This window comes from Rhizobium sp. N122 (assembly GCF_002211295.1).
Lineage (GTDB): Bacteria > Pseudomonadota > Alphaproteobacteria > Rhizobiales > Rhizobiaceae > Rhizobium.
Genome location: NZ_LOKU01000008.1, coordinates 1 through 17,528, shown reverse-complemented (window position 1 = coordinate 17,528; position 17,528 = coordinate 1). Strand labels below are relative to the sequence as shown.

Here is a 17,528-nt window from a genome sequence, read left to right as displayed (position 1 = left end):
GGGCATCAGGTCACTTGATGACCTGGATTACCTTGCGGGACGACGGTTCGACGATGACACGTTCATCGTTGACCACCGCGTAGGCATAGGTCGGATCATCCGGGATTGGCGTTACCACGACCGTTTCCGGCAGCGGCTGCCCGACGACGACCTTCTCCTTTACGACCACGCGCGCCGAAGGTGCCGGAGCCTCGCGGACATAAGTGACCACCTTTTGCGGCGGCGGATCGATCGCGGTGCCGACGACAGCGCCGGCAACACCGCCGACAGCAGCGCCGACCGGGCCACCGACAATCGCGCCTGTGACTGCGCCGCCGGCCGCGCCATTGACGGTCGAAGACTGAGCGAATGCGACGCCGGACATGAGGGTCGCGGCAGTTGCCGCACTGACGATAAGCTTGGAGAGCATATTTTCCTCCTTCTGTTTTGAAGCGGCCCTGGTGACCGCTGCCAAACCAACCTGTTGGAGACGGGGTCGTTCCACGCCTAGGACCTCAGTCCGATTGATCCCGGCCTTTGGTCCGAGATCCATGTCAATGTCGGTCGCCGGCGCTACTTTCTGATCGAGAGGAACCGGTCGTTCCCGGTATCGGCAGGAGACTGAAGGAGATGGCACGATCCAACCGCAGGGAGGCGGGGCGCAGGCGCCTGGCGATGCGTCTGCCTGAGATGCGGAAGCTGATCATGGAAGCGCGCGACCCGTGGCAACTCCAGCTCTTCGAGGCCTACCAGATGGCGATCGAAGCGCGCGACAGCGTTCGCAAGCGGCACTTCGATCCCAAGCGGGTGCAAGAATATGACGAGACCTGTTTCGAGATCGAAAAACACGTCATCCGGGCGATCCACGAACGTTCCGTCGGACCCACGGCCCCTCAGCGCAAACCCGGCGAACCGTCAGGCCGATAGACGCTTCCGGACATTCCAGTTGGAAAGCATGCGAAGAGCCTCGTCCGGCCTGCCGAACAGATAGCCCTGCCCCGTCTCGCATCCAAGCCGTTGCAGTGCCTCGGCCTCCGTTTCGGTTTCGACGCCCTCGGCGACGACCTGCAGTTTCAAACCATGCGCCAGCGAAATGATCGCCCGCACAATCTCCAGCATGGTCGGATTTCCCCTCATTCGCCGGACGAAGGACTGGTCGATCTTGAGCTTGTCGAGAGGAAGATCGGCAAGGTAGCTCATCGAGGAATAGCCGGTGCCGAAATCGTCCAAGGCGATGACGACCCCTGTTTCGCGAAGCGCGCGCATCTTTTCGATCACGGGTCCGCCTTGGCCGAGGAAGGCGGATTCCGTCAGCTCGAGGCAGAGGCGGGAAGCAGGGAGCCGGCTGTTTGACAATGCCTCCCTCACATTGGCCTCGATGTCGGACTGCTCGAACTGAAGGGCCGAGACGTTGACGGCGACGCCGAGTTCCCCAGGCCAGGCGGCCGCTTCGATGCAAGCTTCGAAGAGCGTCCAGCGGCCGATCTCGCAGATCATGCCGGAGGATTCCGCGATCGGGATGAACTCGGCGGGAGATATCAAACCGAACTCGGGATGGTTCCAGCGGACCAGGGCTTCCGCGCCTAACAGGCGCCCGCTTGCAAATTCGATCTGTGGCTGGAACAGCAGGAAGAACTGCCGATCCCGGAGGGCATCGCGCATGTCTCGCTCCAGCCGGCGCGACCGGGCCTGGCGAACGGCCGTGGAAGGATCGAAAGAAGACCATTGCCGGCCTGCCATGGTCTTCGCAGCATCGAGCGCGGATTCTGCGGCGTTCAGGAGCGCGCCGGCGGCGGCATCTTCCGAGCTGGCTATTCCGACGTGGACCGAGATCGGCACAGCCGAACCGCGGAGTTGTAGAGGCGCCTCGAACAGATCCAACAGACCCTCTGCAAAACCCTCGATCGCCTGTGCATTCACCGCCGGGGTGGCGATGCCGAAATGGTCGCGGTCGAGCCTCGCCAGCAAATTGCCGGCGAATGCATTGCCGAGTCTCACCGCCACGGCCTTCAGGAGTTCGTCGCCGACGTCGCGCCCAAGCGTGGCGCAAAGCGAGGAGAAACGTTCGATATCCAGCACCGAGACGAGGGTGCCGCCCTCGAGGGTTGCCAGACGGGAGGCGAATTCCCGGCGATTGAGCAGCCCGGTCAGGTCGTCCAGCTCGGACAGCGCCTTCAACCGCTCTTCATAATCATACCGCGCGGTGATGTCCCGTATGATCAGGCAACCGGCAAACCGCGACCGCGCCGAGGCCGGATGCGCATGCGGCTGTTCGATCGGCGAAATCGTGACGGATGCCTCGTAATGCGTGCCCTGCGAGCCCTTGTCGGCGAAGTCGACAAGGGCCGTGTACACCTTGCCCGGTTCGGCATCGTGCTTCGCAACCAGCCTTCGCACGACGTCGACGATGGCGGCGTCGGTGCTGGTGAGAAGGGAGGCGCCGATCTCGGCTCGCAGCACCGCCTTTGCGGATGCGCTCGCTTCGACGATCCTCAGATCGCTATCGAATGCAACGACACCGTCAGAACTGTCGGCGATGATCCGTCTCATCAGGCGCCTGGTGTTGCGGGCCTCGGTATTGGCGATGGCGACCAGCATTCGGCCGAGGTCGACACGTTCGTTCAGAGCGAGCATCCATGCGAGCAACAGCGTCAACCACGGCACCGCGGTTGCGACAAGGATCCCGTAGCGCCACTGCAGCAGGAATGCGCTGATCTCGCCGATGGCGACGATGGTCAGTCCCACCGCCATCATCGTGACAATCCCGGTCGAACGGCTGCGGATGACGCCGACGATCAGCAAGACCGCAAACAAGAGTTCCAGCGGAGCCTGATCGAACACCCGGAGGAAGCGCTTCTGCAGCAGCGTTTCCGCTGCAAGCACGTGAATAAGCGGGCCGGCGATCGCGCCGTAAACGGGAACGGCGAATATGTCCTTCAGCTCGGCCGCGGATGCTCCCACCACGACCGAGCGGTCTTTGATCGCCTCGGCCGGCACGATCCCGCTCAGCACGTCGGACAACGAGAATGTCGGGACGGTGTCGGGCCTGATCGAATAGTCCACAGCCAAGGAACCGGAACTGCCGTCGATCCTGCCAAGAGCTGCTGCGGCCGATTGGGTGGGGTTGCCATCGAGTTGGCTACCCAGACCGAAACGGCGGACGATCCCGTCCGGATCCAACGCGACATTGGCGAATGCGGGCCAGGCATTCTCAAGGAACTGCGGGATCGGCCTCGTCACCGCCGTTTCAGACGATGACGCCGTCTCCTGCTGCCGGAACACCGGCAGAAGAACCCCTCCTCCGGATCTCGCGAGCGCCGCTGCGAGAAGCTCATCCTCTTCACTGTTGGAGATTGCGCTGAAATCGACGTCGAGAAAGATGTCCTTGGCGCCTGAGGCAATCAGCTTGTCGAGCAGTGTCGCGTAGATGCTCCGTGGCCAGGGCCATGTCCCGACAGCGTCGAGGGAATGCTTATCGATCGCAACGAAGACAATGTTGCCGGTGGCGGTGCGCGGCGCCCATTCGAAGCGCTTGGCGAAAAGGCTGTTGTCGATCCCCTGCACGAAGCCGAGGCTGGCCACGGGCAGCACGAGCATGACGGCGATCAGCACAAGCCGAACCGTGATCGTGCTGATGCCGTTGGAGAGATAATCCCCAGCCGCCTTGGCCCTACCCCTCACTTGTCCTTGCCTTTTCCGCCGGAATTTCCGTTACCATTGCCACCGCTGTTGTTGTCACCCTTGCCGCTGTTGCCGTTGCCGTGGCCGTTACCATGCCCATTGTTACCGCTGTCATCGGAATGGCCGTTGCCATTGCCGTTGTTGCCGTTTCCTCCGGAATTGCCGTTGCCGTTTCCGCCGCCGTTGCCGTTGCCACCGGAATTGCCGTTGCTACTGCCGCGATTGCCGTTACCGCTGTTGCTGCCGGAATTGCCGTTGCTCTTGCCGTTGCTAGCGCTGTCATCCTCGCTCGCGCCGGAACTGGTGTTCTTGCTCGTCGCCGAAGAACTGCTCTTGGTCTCTGCGGTGGCGCCGGCGAGTTTCGTGGTGCCCACGGCCGGAATCTGGGCGACCGAGGCTGCAACCGAGGTGATCTCGGGCTTGGATAGCCGGCCCGCCACCGTCATACCGGCCGTCCTGTCGACGGTCGCGCTCTGCCCCGGCGCCACGTTCGACCGCTGGCCGCTGGCGAAGGAAGTGACCTGGACCAGGCCGCGATCCACGGCGACGGATGCTTTCGCCCTGTTGACCGTCACATGAAAGATCGTCCCTTTCACCACTGCCGCGAGGTAGGGCGTCTGTACCGTCGTATGCGGTTGGCTTCGCTTCTCGATTTCAAGGTCCAGCGAACCGACCTGCTGGAAGACCTGCGTCTTCATGGCAGCGGATTCGTTGGTGGAGATGGCGGCAAGCGTGTTTGGCTGGAAGGTGATGCTCTCCACACCCCTGGCAAGCTGAAGGCGCCCACGCGGGCCGGTGGAAACCCATGCCCGGTTGGGAACCACCTCGCCGTCGCGCAGGTCCTGCCAGTTCGTCCTGTCGACGGTAAACTTCACTTGATCTGTCGCCTTGACGACCCGCCAGTCATCGGCAGCAGCAAAGACGGCTGTCGGCAGCACGATCAATGCTGCGATCAGAATTCGAAATATTATCGACATGAATGCTATTCCCTCGGCCTTGGGACGAGTGAAGCATGTTCCAATTAAGAATGATTATAAAACCGGATGATGATTGTAGGAATTGTATGATTGATCCGTCGGTACACGGCCGAGGGACTACGAAGCGCGGCCGGTGACGACCAAGGCGCTCATGCCGCCGCTGGGGCAAGCGCCGTGCCGTGCTTCCACCCGCCCGGCCACCTCTTCGACGATCTCGGACACGCGCTCCGGCGCCCGCCATTCGATCTCTCCCCGCAGCGGCGTGCCCCGGCAGAAGGCCACCGCAACATCGTGCGCGGTGGCCGCGACGGAGGTCAATTCGAGCCGGTCGCAGGTCACGGCCTTAAACCCTGCCGATGACATCTGGGCCTTGATCTGGCCGGGATCGAAATAGGAATAGGGCAAGCGCCTGAGAAAATCCGGCGGATCGGATGGGAAGAGGTTTGCCAGACATTCGTCGACGCAGCTTGCGAAGCTGTTGGCCGACAGTGAATCCCAGGTCGAGAACAGAAAACGGCCTTTGCGGCGCAGCACTCTTTCAGCCTCGCCATAGGCCTTCACCTTGTCGGGAAAGAACATTGCGCCGAACTGGCAGATGACGAGATCGAACATTTCGGGGGCGAAGGGAAGGTTCTGCGCATCGGCATGCATCCAGTGAGTCCGCGACATCGTCACCGATGGTGCACCGATGTCGATCATTGCCTGGCTGAGATCGGTGGCGACGATCTCCGTCGGCGGATCGAGCGTCGCGCGCAGCGAGCGTGTCAAGGCGCCTGTCCCCGCAGCAAGCTCCAGAACGCTGCCGGGTTTCAACCGGTCGGCGGCGATGGCCATCTCCGCCGCATAGGGCTCGAAGAGGATCGGCACCAGAAGGGCCTGGTAAAGCTCGGCGACGCCCTGATCGAATGGCGCGGGAGACGTGGCAAATGCAGCGTTGTCGCCGCTTTCGATGTCGGCAGAAATCGTCACTCACAAACCTCCACCCTTAAGTCGCTCAGGTCTGAAATATGACGGCTTCCGCCGATGTCCACGGGGATAAGACCTTGGTCCCTACCTCCCCGACTGAAGTCCCCGGCGTGGAACGCGCACCGAACCGGCTCCGTTTCGAAGGATACCGAAGGAGATCCTGATATGGCCCAGACTAACAGATCCCGTGTCAATGACGCCTGCAACCTGTGCGTCATCGCCCTTGTCGTCGTTCTGGCCGGCCTTCTCTATATCTTCGGGGCAGCCATGTCAGGCGATACACTGCAGTTGACCAAAAGCATAGGAGGGGCCGAAATCTTCGATACCAGGGATGTGCCCTGAAGCTGTCTGGAAAAATTCTGAGGAAGCGATAGGTTAGTCGGCAAGTCTCTTACCGGTATCACAATGAATTGGCTTCGCCGTTGGAATGCCCGCTCACTCGCCTCCCAGTTCTTTATCGCGGGTGGGTTGATCTCGATTGCCGCCATGTTCCTGGTGGGCATTCTCGTCACCCACCTCATCGAGGAGGCGGTCATCCACAATTCCGGTGCTGCGACGGCGCTCTATGTCGACAGCGTTGTCGCGCCGCTGCTTCCCGACATGCAAACGGCATCATTCCTGGACGAAGGCAGCGCTCAGGCTCTAGACGAGACGCTCGGTCAGGGCGCGCTCGGCAGAAGGCTCGTTTCCTTCAAGCTCTGGCGAAACGACGGCACCATCCTTTATTCGAACGAGAAGGAGATGGTGGGCAGGAGGTTTGCGGTCAGCGACAAGCTCCGGACAGCCTTCGCGGGATCTCTCGTCGCCCGCTACGAAATCGCCGACGATCCGGAAAGCGACAAGGAGCGCGCACTCGGCAAACCGCTGATGGAAATTTACAACCCCGTGCTCCAGCCATGGTCCGGACAGGCGGTCGCCGTCATCGAATTCTACGAGACGGCGGAAGGATTGGGCGACAGTCTGGCCCATGCCAGGCTCCGGAGCTGGGCCGCAGTCGCCGCTCTGACGGCAATCTTTTTCCTTGTTCTCGCCGTCCTGGTGTTCCGGGTCAGCCGCACGATAGAGGCGCAGCGCAAGGATCTCAAAGAACGGGTCAACGATCTGTCAGCGCTGCTGGCGGAAAACCGCGGGCTGCAGCGGCGGCTGCAGCGCGCCTCCCAGCGCGTGGCGGCGCTGAACGAAACCTATCTGCGCAGCATCGGCGCCGATCTGCACGACGGCCCGGCCCAGCACATAGCTTATGCCTCACTGCGGCTGGACAGCGATATGTTGATCAACGCGTCGACCCTGCCCGAAGCGCGGGAAAAGGAACTCGCTTGGATACGCTCGAGCCTTGCCGAGGCGATGACCGAGATCCGCAATATCTGCAGCGGACTGGTGCTGCCGCAAATCGAGAAGTCCTCGATCAGCGAGATCGTAACCCGGGTGGTCGAAGCGCATCAGAACAAGACCGAAACCCGCGTCGAAACAATCATCGACGATGATGGCCCCGAACTCGCTCCTGCTGTAAAGATCTGCATTTATCGCTTCGTGCAGGAAGCCTTGAACAATGCCTATCGCCATGGCGGCGGTATTCAGCAGGCCGTAAGAGCGGTCTCGCACAATGGTCATGTTCATGTCGAGGTCAGCGACCGCGGCGATGGCTTCGACCCGAACGAGGTGCGGCCGGCCAGCCTCGGGTTGGTGGGGCTTCGCGAACGCATCGACAGCCTGGGAGGATCCTTCGAGATCAATACGGGCGAAGGAGGGACGACGGTGACCATGACCTTCGAGCCCATGGAAGTGGGAGACTAGACATGACATCAATCACCATCGGCGTCGTGGACGACCATCCGCTTTTTCGCGAGGGCGTCACGCGCAGCCTGTCGGAGATCCGCGACTTCGCCGTCGTTGGGGAAGGCGCCAGCAGCGACGACGCAGCGATGATTGCTGCAAATAACCGTCCCGACATCATGCTGCTCGACGTCTCCATGCCCGGCGGCGGACTGTCGGCGATCGGCGCCGTGCTGACGCGCAGCCCGACAACGAAAGTGCTGATGTTGACGGTATCCGAGGAGGTGGACACGCTGCTGACAGCCCTGCAACGGGGCGCAATGGGCTATGTTCTCAAAGGCGTCGGCTCGCGTGGTCTCGCCGAAGCCATCCAGACGGTGCTGAGCGGATCACGATATATCTCGCCGACGATGTCGACGAAGGTCATGGAGAATTCGCTGAATGGCGGCGCCCCTGACAAGAACGGCCTGACGCCACGGGAACGCGAAGTGATGGATCTGGTCGCCCAAGGCTTGTCAAACAAACATATTGGCTTGCGTCTCAACCTGCAGGAAAAGACGGTGAAGCATCATATGACCCAGATTCTGAGCAAGCTCGGCGTTTCGAACAGGACTGAAGCGGCTCTCCAATGGCGCGAACAGCGCTAGATGTTTAGTCGCGTGGCTTTCTCACTTTAACGAAGGTAGCGGCCTAGCCGGCGGGCATCGTTCGCCGTCGCTTGCCGGCTTATGATCGTCCTGCCTTTTCCGTCCTTCATCACGTAGCGGCCGCGCCGCAAGGTTTCGGTAATGCCGTTCGCATGGCGGACGTCGATCGAGCCATCGGACGCTTCCGTCGCTCTTGCCGCCGATCCTTGTCCTCCAGTCGCAGAGGAAGAGGAGCCGGCACTATTGCCGGAGTTTCCACCGCCGCTATTGCCGGAACCGCTATTGCCGTTGCCGCCACTATTGCCGTTGCCACTCCCTCCCCCGTTGCCGTTCCCGCCGCCGTTGCCGTTGCCGCCGCCGTTGCCATTTCCTCCCCCGTTGCCGTTTCCATTGCCGCCGCCGTTGCCGTTATTGCCGTCCTTTGCCTCGGCGCTTTCGACGGTCAGAACGGGGAGGTATCCTTGGAGATTGAATGTCGCCGGCGATGCGGCAGCGACGAGGGCAACGGCCGCGCTGCCGCCCAATCTCAGAAAATCGCGTTTCGAGAGTGTCATGCCATAGCCTCGTCCGTTCTTCCCTGTCTCCACGCAATATAGACGCGCGGCAATTTTCGCCGTTTCGTCGACCAAATGCAACCGGACCTAGGTACTAGATCGAGCAGGACTTTGGTCCTGCCTGCCGGATTGCCGAGACCTTGAAGGCGCAAAAGTTCGAAGGACTATCGCGGGCGCTGGATTGCTCAGCGAGCCATTCGCGATGTTTGCTTCCTCGTCAATAGGTGGCCGCACAAGGAGGATGCATTTTTCTGGAACTTCTTTCCTTGTCGCCGCTTTTGATTGTCGAAGAGCAAGAGAGGAAACGCCGATGGTAAACCCGAACGAATCCCCCGCAGTCCAATCCCTGCGAAAGGAACAGGCTGAGCAGCAACGGAGGGCCCGAAAGGGTGAACTCGACAGGGGTATCGAGGGCACCTTCCCGGCCTCCGACCCTGTGTCGGCCACCCACACCTCGATTCCTGCCGGCCGCAGCGACGTCGAGGCGGCCGAACGCGTCAAGCGGGAGCCCGATCCCACCCGGCTCGATGAAGCGTTTCCACTCGTCGACCAAGCCCTGCGCTCGACCGGAGAAACCGGCGGCTCCTCCGAAGGCTTCGATGCCGATCGCGGCGAAAGGCGGACGCTCCAGAAAGACGCCGGCCGCGTAGCGGAAACCGCTTCGGAGCTGGCTTCCGGAACCGCCCGCCTGGCAAAGGCGGAAGCACGCAGCTTTGTCCAGGACTTCGAAGACCGGATACGCCGGCAGCCGCTCACAGCGGTCGCGATCGTCGCCGGCATCGCCTTCGTCTTCGGAGCGACGCGTTAAGTAGCCGGCGTGAAGGTCGCAACCTACAACGTCAACGGGATCAACGGACGACTGGCCATCCTGTTGCGCTGGCTGAAGGAGGACGCCCCCGATATTGTCTGCCTTCAGGAACTGAAGACGGACGATGCAAGGTTTCCGCGAGAGGAAATCGAGCGAACCGGCTACGGCGCCGTCTGGCACGGGCAGAAATCCTGGAACGGCGTCGCCATCCTGGCGAAGGACAAAACACCGATCCTGACGCGGCGCGGTCTTCCCGGCGATCCCGATGACAGCCACAGCCGCTATATCGAAGCCGTTATCGACGGCATGGTGATCGGATGCCTGTATCTGCCGAACGGCAATCCGTTCCCGAGCGTCAAGTTCGAGTACAAGCTCCGCTGGTTCCGTCGCCTGCACGACTACGCCGCCGAACTCCTCGAACTCGAAGTGCCGGCGATCCTCGCCGGCGACTTCAACGTCATGCCGACGGAGATCGATGTCTACAAGCCGGAACGCTGGCTCGACGACGCGCTTTTCCGGCCGGAGGTTCGCAAGGCCTATGCCCGTCTCGTCGCCCAGGGCTGGACTGACGCCATCCGGCATCTGCATCCGCAGGAACGCATCTATACCTTCTGGAAATACTGGCGCAACAGCTTCGAGCGCGACGCCGGGCTGCGGATCGACCACCTTCTGCTCAGCCCGGCCGCCGCGCCATGGCTTCGATCGGCGACGGTCCGGAGAAAACCGCGAGGCTGGGAACATACGAGCGACCACGCACCTGTCCTGATCGAGCTGGATGTTCCCGGCGCAGACGCCATGTGAGCCTCGGCGAGGCCGATTACCGGCACCGCCTCATTCGTCGACGGGAAGATGGTATATCCGGCCCGTCAGCCAGGCCGGCCAGTCTCGCTCGAAGAATGACCTGGCGGTTTCGTCCAAGCTGCGGTTTGCGCGTTTGGAAAGCCTGATCTCATCGCCCTCGAGCCGAACGACGATCTGCTCGTCCCGATCCTCTTCGCGTTCCCTTCGGAAGCGATATTCCTCGAGTGGGCCCGTACGCGCATGCGGAAGGGATTCGCCTTCCGGATCGCATATCGCCCGCGCCCCGCGGCTGCCACCGCCATTGCCAATGAAGAAGTCGAGGGCGCTCAGCACCGCTTCGGAGGCCAACGCCATGTGCCGCCATTGCACACCGCGGACCGCCTCGGCGGCGCGGCCGTAAGCGAGGCCGCCAGCGCGAATGTCGGCATTCAGCCTCCGCGCCTCGATCAGGGCCTGGGCGACGCTCTCCTGATTGCAGATAATGCCGGCCTTCTCGCTCATTCGTGCCTGCACTTGAGAGCGGACCGATTTGACCGTGAGCGGGCTCCCGGTGCGAAGGGTGGTTAGCATCTCGGCGATACCTGGCTCTGCGATAGCGGACATATCGCCTGCAGCCGCCCGCTTCGCCTTGCCGCTTGCGCCGATATGCTCGGCCGCCCGCGTGCCGAAGACCTGCCCGGCATTGAGCGCTGCGCCGCCGGGCCGCGTGACACCGTGTGTGCCCGCCGCTTCGCCGACGGCGTAACAGCCGGCAAGGCTGCTGCGGCCCCAGGTGTCGACCAGGATGCCGCCGTTCATATGCTGGTTATTGACGGCGAATTCCAAAGGATCGGCGGCGATGTCGATCTTGTAGCGGCGGTAGAGTTCGATCGACAGCGGATTCATGTGCTTCAACCGGTCGATCGGCATCTCCTGGCCGGCGCCGGCCTTACCGAGATAGAGGCGAGCGTCATCATCCAGCCTCTCCAGGCTGAACGGCAGATCGCCCGGCACCGGCAGCGGATTGCGATTGAAGTCCATGAAGACACGCCGGCCGGCGGCGGTTTCGCAAGAGATGGCGAGGTCTACCAGGCTCGAGCGGAAATCGAGCATGCGCGTCGCATGAAACGGCCATTGATAGCCCTTGCGGAAGACGTTCGACGCCAATTCCCGTGTGCTGCGATAATATTGCGCCAGAAAGTGATGTTCGACGCCATCGGCATCAACCGAGTAGATATGCGGGATCGCCTGGACGTAAGTGCCCGACAGATTCCACGGGAAGCCTTCCCTGCGCGTTCCGATGCCGAACTGGCTTTCGGTGAGGTTAACGAGTTCGACACCTGCCTCGAGCGCCAGTCCGAGCGAGCCGAAGCAGCCGTGGGGGTAGACACTGTCACGGTAGAGCTCGCCCGGGCCGCCAGCGGCCAGCACGATCACGTCACTGACGAAGAGGGCGATGCCCAGCGGGTTCGCCTCCGCGCGGTCGCTGGCGCGCATAGTGAGCATGCCGACGACGCGGCGTCCCGACCCCTCGCCTTCGGTGAGGATTTTCACCGCAGTGGTCTGGTTGTAGAACGGCACGCCGAGCCGGATCGCCTCCTCGGCCAGCACCTTGACCATCAGGCGCGAGGTGCGCGGGCCGCAGCTGGTGGCGCGGCCGACCTCGTCATGGTCGGTCTGATATCGCAGCGTTCCCCCGAGCGGATCCTGCGGCAGCGGCAGCCCGAGAAACTGCAGCGATGCCATCATCCGCGACGAGCCGACGGCCTCGACATAGGCTGTGTCCTCGTCCATGGCGCCGCCGCTGCGGATGGCGCGGGCCATCGCCTTGTAATTGTCGCCCTGATCGGCCGTATTGGCGGTGTGCAGGGTCTGCTTGTCGGATCCGGAGCAGGCCGAGGTTCCGCCCCAGGCGCTTTGGCTGATGATGACGATGTCGTCGCCGCGCCGCTTCATTTCCACGGCCGCACGCAGACCTGCGGCACCCGATCCGACGACGACGCAGCCGGCTCGATAGACCGGCACCTCGATGCCGGCGAGCCGGATCGCTTCCGATGAGGCGATCTCGGACGGAAGCTTGGGCATATCGACATCGGTCAATGCGTCGAGAATTTCCTGCGGAACAGCTGTGCTCATAGACGTCAGCCCAGCGGGATGTCGACCCAGCGCTTCTGCCGAGAGGACTCCATGCATGCGTCGACGATCTGGCAGATGTGGTGGCCCGTATCGAAGGTCGGCCACATCGGCTTGTTTGCAACGATCGAGCGGATCACCTCGGCCACCTCGATGATCTTGCTTTCGTTATAGCCGATACCGAAATTCGGCAGCGGCAGGAAAGCGCGGAAGGTGGCATTTTCCGGGCCGACGTCGATCTCCCGGAAGCCACGCCGCCCCGTGCGGTCGTCGTTGGAGTAGAAGCGCAGCCGGTTTATCTCGTCATAGGTATAGGCGATGCTGCCTTTCGTTCCATAGACTTCATAGGTCTGCATGAACTTGCGGCCGGTGGCGACACGGCTGAAATCGACGATCCCGCCGGCGCCATTGGCAAAGCGGCACAACAGGTTGGTGGCGTCGGGGTTGGTGATATCGGCCCAGGACTCGTTGCCTGACAGTTTCACCTGCTCGCCATAGGCAAGACCCTCGACGACGGGCCGGCGCGGCGTGACGATCAGATTGTCGGCGATCAGCGAACTGACGCGGCCGACCAGGAAATCCATGAAGCTGAAGATATGCGAGCCCGTGTCCCCAACGATCCCCGTCGGCGCCAGCTTGCCGTCGGCGCGCCACATGAAGGGTGCCGTCGGATCGCCGTACATGTCGACGTGCTGGCAGCCGCGGAACAGCTTGATCTCGCCGATTTCGCCTGAATCGATGATGTCTTTCGCCATGTCGTGGACGGGATTGCGGGGAAAGGCATGACCGACACGGGTGATCACACCTTTCTCTCTGGCGATCTCGGCCAGCTCCCGCGCTTCATCGGCAGTGTTGGCCAGTGGCTTCTCGCAATAGACATGCTTGCCGGCCAGCAAGGCCGCCTTGGCAACGGGGTAGTGGAGATGGTCGGGCAGGCAGATATCGATCAGATCGACCTCGGGATCGGCGACCGCCAGCTTCCAATCCTGATAGATCCTGGCGCCCGGCGCTCTGTTGCCGATATCCTGCGCTACCTCAGGGTTGCTATCGACCAGCGCCACGATCTTCGCCGTTCCGTCCGAGACGCCGAAGAAATGCGGAAAGGTCTGATAGGCCATCGTGTGGACCTTCCCCATCCAGCCCGAGGCGCCAAGCACTGCAACTCTCACTTCAGACATCGTCGTTCTCCTTAGCGGATTTCTGCGCGGGCTCGTGGCCTGGTATCGTTGCGCTCATAGGCGAAAATGGCGGAGGGCAGCGCCGGCAGACCCCGAATAAGGTCAGATCCCTTTTCGCCGACCATGATCGTCGGCGCGTTGGTATTGCAGGACGGTACGCGCGGCATGACGGAGGAATCGCAGACCCTCAGGCCCTCCAGCCCATGGACCTTGAGATCCAGCCCGACCACCGCGTCCGGTCTGGTTCCCATCTTGCAGGTGCCCACCGGGTGATGATCGGTCTTGGCGTTAGCGCAGCCGTAGTCGAACAGTTGCTCGTCAGTCGTGACCTTCGGGCCAGGAAGCCTTTCAGCCATGACATAGGGCTTCAGGGCCGCCTGCTGCATTATTTCGCGGGCGAGCTTGAGTCCCTCCAGCGACATCTGCCTGTCGTGCGGATCGGACCAGTAATTGGGATCGATCAGAGGCGCGGCGCCCGGGTCGGACGACGATAGCCGCACCGTCCCCCGCGAGCGCGGATGCAGATAGGCAGAATTGAGCGTCACGCCCGCATTCTTCAGCCGCTCGACACCGGCTTCGATGCCCGATCCCAGACCTAGGTGAAACTGGATATCGGGAGACCGGGCATGAGGATCGGCATACCAGAAGCCGCCGGTCTCGAAGAGCGACGATGCCACCGGGCCGGTGCGGAACAGGACATATTGAATGCCGGCCCAAAGCGTGCGGTGCAGCTTCGCGACTCCGTCGTAGGTGTGATCGCCGGTGCATTCGGCGATGACGAAAAGATCGAGGTGATCCTGAAGATTGCCGCCGACACCCGGCAGATCGTGATTCACCTTGAGGCCCACCGATTTGAGGTGATCGGCCGGCCCGATGCCGGACTGCAGAAGCAACTTCGGCGATCCGATCGCGCCTGACGAGACCAGGACTTCGCGCTCGGCGCGCACGATCTCGGAACCGTGCGCCGTTGCGATCTCGACGCCGACAGCACGGCGTCCTTCCAGCACGATGCGCGCGACGCGCGTCCCGGTTCGGACCGTCAGGTTTTTCCGGCCCTTGATCGGCGAGAGATAGGCGAGCGATGCCGAGGACCGGCGGCGGTTGCGCTGGGTCAGCTGGTAAAACCCGACACCGGCTTGCTGGCGGCCGTTGAAATCGTGGTTATAGGGAATGCCGAGTTCCTGCCCTGCGCGGATATAGGCGTCGCAGATCGGCAGCGCTGCCGCCGGCATCGACACGCCCAGCGGGCCGCCATAGGCATGGTAGTCGTCGGCGAAGCGCTGATTGTCCTCCGCCCGTTTGAAATAGGGCAGTATCGAGCGATAGTCCCAGCCCTCGCAGCCGTCGTCGCTGGCCCAGAGATCATAGTCGGCCGCGTTTCCGCGCGTGTAGAGCTGGGCGTTGATCGACGAGCCGCCGCCGATGACCTTCGCCTGGGTGTAACGAAGCACCCTACCCTTCATGTGCTTCTGGGGGACGGTTTCCCATCCCCAGCTCGCCACGCCCTTGGTCATCTTGGCGAAGCCGGCCGGCATGTGAAAAAGAGGATTCCAGTCGCCGCCGCCCGCTTCGAGAAGCAGCACCTTGACATCGGGATCTTCGCTGAGCCGGCTTGCCAGGACGCAGCCTGCAGGACCGGCACCGGTGATGATATAATCGAATCCCATTTTACTGTCCTATTTGAGAGCCGGCACGCGCCAACGGATCTGCTTTTGCCTGCAAGTCCTTCGATGCGATGTGATCTGCAACTCTCAGCGCCTGACCGGCGACGGTCAGCGCCGGATTGACCGCAGCCGAGGTGGGCAGGAAGCCGGCGTCGACGACGAAGAGGTTTTCGTGATCATAGGACCGGCAATAGGGATCGAGCGGCGCCGTCGCAGGGTCGCTGCCGATCCGGATCGTCCCGCATTGATGGGACGGTGTGCGCTTGTCGAAGGGCCGCGACAGCACGATCGGAAACCCGATCGACCGCAGGATGGCTTTCAGCTTGGCGACGAGCGCCAGATGGGCGTCCCAGTTGGTTCTCTGCCATTTGAGAATGATCCGATCGCCGTCGACCATGACGCGGCTTTCGGGATTGGGCACGTCTTCGCTCATGGCGTAGAAGTCGATGGCATGGCCTGTGATGAAGCGCAGTAGCCATTCCGGAGCCTGCGGCAGAGAGCCCTTCAGAACCTTCTCGGAGATACGGCCGAGGAGCTGCACGTTGCCCAGCGGCGCCCCCCCCTCTCCGTCGGAAAGGTAAAAATCGTTGAAGGCAAAGGTCTTCTGGTAGACGGCGGTGTTCCTGAACCGTGGCGAAACGCCGATCACGGCTGAGGCGTTGTGGTTCATGAAGTTGCGTCCCACCTGATCGGACGAGTTGGCGAGGCCCCTGGGGAAGCGGTCGTTCTTCGACCGCAGCAACAGCACCGACGATTGGACCGCCCCGGCCGAAAGGATGACGATGTCAGGCGAGACAGTCAGCGTCTCACCGTTCCTGACATAGGTGACCCGGTCGATCCGGCTGCCTGATCCGGTATCGAGCCGCGTCACGCGCGCATTGGTTTCGAGCCGGACGTTCTTGTGTCTCAACGCCACCGCAAGCGCGGCGGTCTCGGCGTCCATCTTGCCGTCCCGCGCGTTCGGATGGGCATCCCAAGGCGTGCGCGCCTTGGAGAGCCAAGCGTCAAGATCGAGGCCGAGCGGCAGCGAAAACGGATGCAGGCCTTTCGCCTTGAGGCGTGCCCTGACATCGGCGATCGGAGCCTCGTCGGGCACGGGCGGGAATTCGTAGGAAGTCGAGTGCTGAGGTTCGGTCGGATCGTCGCCGAGACTGCCGCGAACCTGATATATGAGCTCCGCCTTCGAGTACCACGGCTCCAACTCCTCATAAGGAAAGGGCCAGGCCGGCGACACGCCTTCCCGGTGCTCGATCACACCGAAGTCTTCTTTGCGGTAGCGCGACAAGACGGCGCCGTAGAATTTCGAATTGCCGCCGACATTGTAATAATTGCCGGGACTGAAGCCCTTGCCGTTCGCCTCGTACCAGACTTCCCTCGGGCGGAAATGCCCTCGCTGGAAGATGGCGCGCTGGTCACGGTTGACGGGAAGATCGGCAATGTGATCGCCAGCTTCGAGGATCAATATCTCAGCGCCGGTCGCGGCCAGGCCGGCGGCGACAGTGGAGCCGCCGACGCCTGAGCCGATGATGACGATGTCTGGCGAACTGCTCATCTTAGCCTCTGGCCATCATGCGATCCGCACCTGGCTCTGCGGATCGAAGAACACGGCCTTGTCGAGATTGAAGGCAAGGCGTGTGGTCTGTCCCGGGGCGATGCCGGCATCGGCGCGCAGGCGGGCGACGACGGATTTGCCGCCGAGCTTGGTGACGGCGAAGGTGTCGGAGCCGGCCGGTTCGACCACCTCGATCAGGCAATCGTCCTCGGTCAGCGAGCGCGCCTTGCGGTCGGCGCCATCCGGATCGGTCAGAGCTTCCGGGCGGATGCCGAAGATCACCTGCTTGCCGGCATAGGCGGAGAGACCATTGGCGGCGGCGACCACCGGCAATCGCAGCGGCGCGCCATTCGGCCGTTCGAGTGCGACGGCAAGCCCGGAAGCGCCATTCTCGACGGTGGCGTTGAGCAGGTTCATCGCCGGCGATCCCATGAAGTCGGCGACGAAGAGATTGGCCGGGCTGTTATAGATCTCGGCCGGCGTGCCGAACTGCTGCAGCACCCCGTCCTTCAGCACGGCGATCTTGGTCGCCAGCGTCATCGCCTCGATCTGGTCGTGGGTGACATAGACGAAGGTGGTGCCCATGCGCTGATGCAGCCGTTTGATCTCGGTGCGCATGTCGACGCGCAGCTTGGCATCGAGATTGGAGAGCGGCTCGTCGAACAGGAAGACCTGCGGATTGCGCACCAAAGCCCGGCCCATGGCAACACGCTGGCGCTGGCCGCCGGAGAGCTGGCTCGGCTTGCGGTCGAGCAGATGGCCGATCTGCAGCATGTCGGAGACCTGCTTGATCGCCTTGGCCCGCTCCTCCTTCGGCACGCCGCGGATCTCCATGC

General features: G+C 62.5%; 16 protein-coding genes. 6 read left to right on the top strand and 10 right to left on the bottom strand.

Annotation, left to right across the window (positions count from 1 at the left end; all coding sequences use genetic code 11):
* Positions 1-10: 10 nt before the first annotated feature.
* Positions 11-409 carry a DUF1236 domain-containing protein gene (locus ATY75_RS07425; RefSeq protein ID WP_049733177.1) on the bottom strand — a complete coding sequence of 133 codons (399 nt, stop codon included), beginning with the start codon at positions 407-409 and terminating at the stop codon, positions 11-13.
* Between the two features lie 200 nt (positions 410-609).
* Between ATY75_RS07425 and ATY75_RS07420 the strand changes: the two genes are divergently transcribed.
* Positions 610-906, top strand: a complete 297-nt coding sequence (locus tag ATY75_RS07420; RefSeq protein WP_088937032.1) for a hypothetical protein — start codon at positions 610-612, stop codon at positions 904-906.
* Here the strand turns inward: ATY75_RS07420 and ATY75_RS07415 are convergent.
* From ATY75_RS07415 to ATY75_RS07405, 3 genes are all read right to left on the bottom strand, one after another.
* A complete protein-coding gene (locus ATY75_RS07415; RefSeq protein ID WP_088937031.1) occupies positions 895-3,660 on the bottom strand; it encodes an EAL domain-containing protein in 2,766 nt (921 codons plus the stop codon). The two genes, ATY75_RS07420 and ATY75_RS07415, sit on opposite strands and share 12 nt — an antisense overlap.
* Positions 3,657-4,637: a FecR domain-containing protein gene (locus tag ATY75_RS07410; protein ID WP_088937030.1), complete on the bottom strand. Its 981-nt coding sequence runs from the start codon at positions 4,635-4,637 to the stop codon at positions 3,657-3,659. The genes ATY75_RS07415 and ATY75_RS07410 overlap by 4 nt, the downstream gene beginning before the upstream one ends.
* Positions 4,638-4,754: 117 nt before the next feature.
* Complete coding sequence (locus ATY75_RS07405; protein ID WP_088937029.1) at positions 4,755-5,606, bottom strand: methyltransferase domain-containing protein; 852 nt, start codon at positions 5,604-5,606, stop codon at positions 4,755-4,757.
* Between the two features lie 162 nt (positions 5,607-5,768).
* Between ATY75_RS07405 and ATY75_RS34525 the strand changes: the two genes are divergently transcribed.
* From ATY75_RS34525 to ATY75_RS07395, 3 genes are all read left to right on the top strand, one after another.
* Positions 5,769-5,945: a hypothetical protein gene (locus ATY75_RS34525; protein ID WP_190241325.1), complete on the top strand. Its 177-nt coding sequence runs from the start codon at positions 5,769-5,771 to the stop codon at positions 5,943-5,945.
* A gap of 63 nt (positions 5,946-6,008) precedes the next feature.
* Entirely contained in the window at positions 6,009-7,397 is a 1,389-nt protein-coding gene (locus tag ATY75_RS07400; RefSeq protein ID WP_088937028.1) for a sensor histidine kinase, read from the top strand.
* Positions 7,398-7,399: 2 nt separating this feature from the next.
* Positions 7,400-8,023, top strand: a complete 624-nt coding sequence (locus tag ATY75_RS07395; RefSeq protein ID WP_088937027.1) for a response regulator transcription factor — start codon at positions 7,400-7,402, stop codon at positions 8,021-8,023.
* A 26-nt stretch (positions 8,024-8,049) separates the two neighbouring features.
* Here ATY75_RS07395 and ATY75_RS07390 read toward each other — a convergent pair whose 3' ends face one another.
* A complete protein-coding gene (locus tag ATY75_RS07390) occupies positions 8,050-8,577 on the bottom strand; it encodes a hypothetical protein (protein ID WP_064838144.1) in 528 nt (175 codons plus the stop codon).
* Positions 8,578-8,887: 310 nt separating this feature from the next.
* Between ATY75_RS07390 and ATY75_RS07385 the strand changes: the two genes are divergently transcribed.
* Both ATY75_RS07385 and xth read left to right on the top strand, forming a co-directional pair.
* Positions 8,888-9,385: a hypothetical protein gene (locus tag ATY75_RS07385; protein WP_064838143.1), complete on the top strand. Its 498-nt coding sequence runs from the start codon at positions 8,888-8,890 to the stop codon at positions 9,383-9,385.
* Between the two features lie 9 nt (positions 9,386-9,394).
* Positions 9,395-10,186 (top strand): exodeoxyribonuclease III, encoded by a 792-nt coding sequence (xth, locus tag ATY75_RS07380; protein WP_088937026.1) that lies wholly within the window; start codon positions 9,395-9,397, stop codon positions 10,184-10,186.
* A 30-nt stretch (positions 10,187-10,216) separates the two neighbouring features.
* Here xth and ATY75_RS07375 read toward each other — a convergent pair whose 3' ends face one another.
* The 5 genes from ATY75_RS07375 to ATY75_RS07355 all read right to left on the bottom strand — a co-directional run.
* A complete protein-coding gene (locus ATY75_RS07375; protein ID WP_088937025.1) occupies positions 10,217-12,301 on the bottom strand; it encodes an FAD-binding protein in 2,085 nt (694 codons plus the stop codon).
* Positions 12,302-12,306: 5 nt separating this feature from the next.
* A complete protein-coding gene (locus ATY75_RS07370; RefSeq protein WP_088937024.1) occupies positions 12,307-13,476 on the bottom strand; it encodes a Gfo/Idh/MocA family oxidoreductase in 1,170 nt (389 codons plus the stop codon).
* A gap of 11 nt (positions 13,477-13,487) precedes the next feature.
* The gene (locus ATY75_RS07365; RefSeq protein ID WP_088937023.1) at positions 13,488-15,143 is read right to left on the bottom strand and encodes a GMC family oxidoreductase N-terminal domain-containing protein; all 1,656 of its coding nucleotides are present in this window, start codon (positions 15,141-15,143) and stop codon (positions 13,488-13,490) included.
* A 1-nt stretch (position 15,144) separates the two neighbouring features.
* Positions 15,145-16,692 (bottom strand): GMC family oxidoreductase, encoded by a 1,548-nt coding sequence (locus tag ATY75_RS07360; RefSeq protein ID WP_088937022.1) that lies wholly within the window; start codon positions 16,690-16,692, stop codon positions 15,145-15,147.
* Positions 16,693-16,707: 15 nt separating this feature from the next.
* On the bottom strand, positions 16,708-17,528 hold an 821-nt coding region (locus ATY75_RS07355), incomplete at its 5' end, for an ATP-binding cassette domain-containing protein (protein ID WP_143535272.1).

What these genes read in the sequence shown, in the direction of transcription:
- ATY75_RS07365 (WP_088937023.1), bottom strand. Translation starts at nt 15,143, where the DNA reads ATGGGATTCGATTATATCATCACCGGTGCCGGTCCTGCAGGCTGCGTC.
- ATY75_RS07385 (WP_064838143.1), top strand. Translation starts at nt 8,888, where the DNA reads ATGGTAAACCCGAACGAATCCCCCGCAGTCCAATCCCTGCGAAAGGAA.
- ATY75_RS07395 (WP_088937027.1), top strand. Translation starts at nt 7,400, where the DNA reads ATGACATCAATCACCATCGGCGTCGTGGACGACCATCCGCTTTTTCGC.
- ATY75_RS07360 (WP_088937022.1), bottom strand. Translation starts at nt 16,692, where the DNA reads ATGAGCAGTTCGCCAGACATCGTCATCATCGGCTCAGGCGTCGGCGGC.
- ATY75_RS07390 (WP_064838144.1), bottom strand. Translation starts at nt 8,577, where the DNA reads ATGACACTCTCGAAACGCGATTTTCTGAGATTGGGCGGCAGCGCGGCC.
- ATY75_RS07425 (WP_049733177.1), bottom strand. Translation starts at nt 409, where the DNA reads ATGCTCTCCAAGCTTATCGTCAGTGCGGCAACTGCCGCGACCCTCATG.
- ATY75_RS07410 (WP_088937030.1), bottom strand. Translation starts at nt 4,637, where the DNA reads ATGTCGATAATATTTCGAATTCTGATCGCAGCATTGATCGTGCTGCCG.
- ATY75_RS34525 (WP_190241325.1), top strand. Translation starts at nt 5,769, where the DNA reads ATGGCCCAGACTAACAGATCCCGTGTCAATGACGCCTGCAACCTGTGC.
- ATY75_RS07375 (WP_088937025.1), bottom strand. Translation starts at nt 12,301, where the DNA reads ATGAGCACAGCTGTTCCGCAGGAAATTCTCGACGCATTGACCGATGTC.
- ATY75_RS07420 (WP_088937032.1), top strand. Translation starts at nt 610, where the DNA reads ATGGCACGATCCAACCGCAGGGAGGCGGGGCGCAGGCGCCTGGCGATG.
- ATY75_RS07370 (WP_088937024.1), bottom strand. Translation starts at nt 13,476, where the DNA reads ATGTCTGAAGTGAGAGTTGCAGTGCTTGGCGCCTCGGGCTGGATGGGG.
- ATY75_RS07400 (WP_088937028.1), top strand. Translation starts at nt 6,009, where the DNA reads ATGAATTGGCTTCGCCGTTGGAATGCCCGCTCACTCGCCTCCCAGTTC.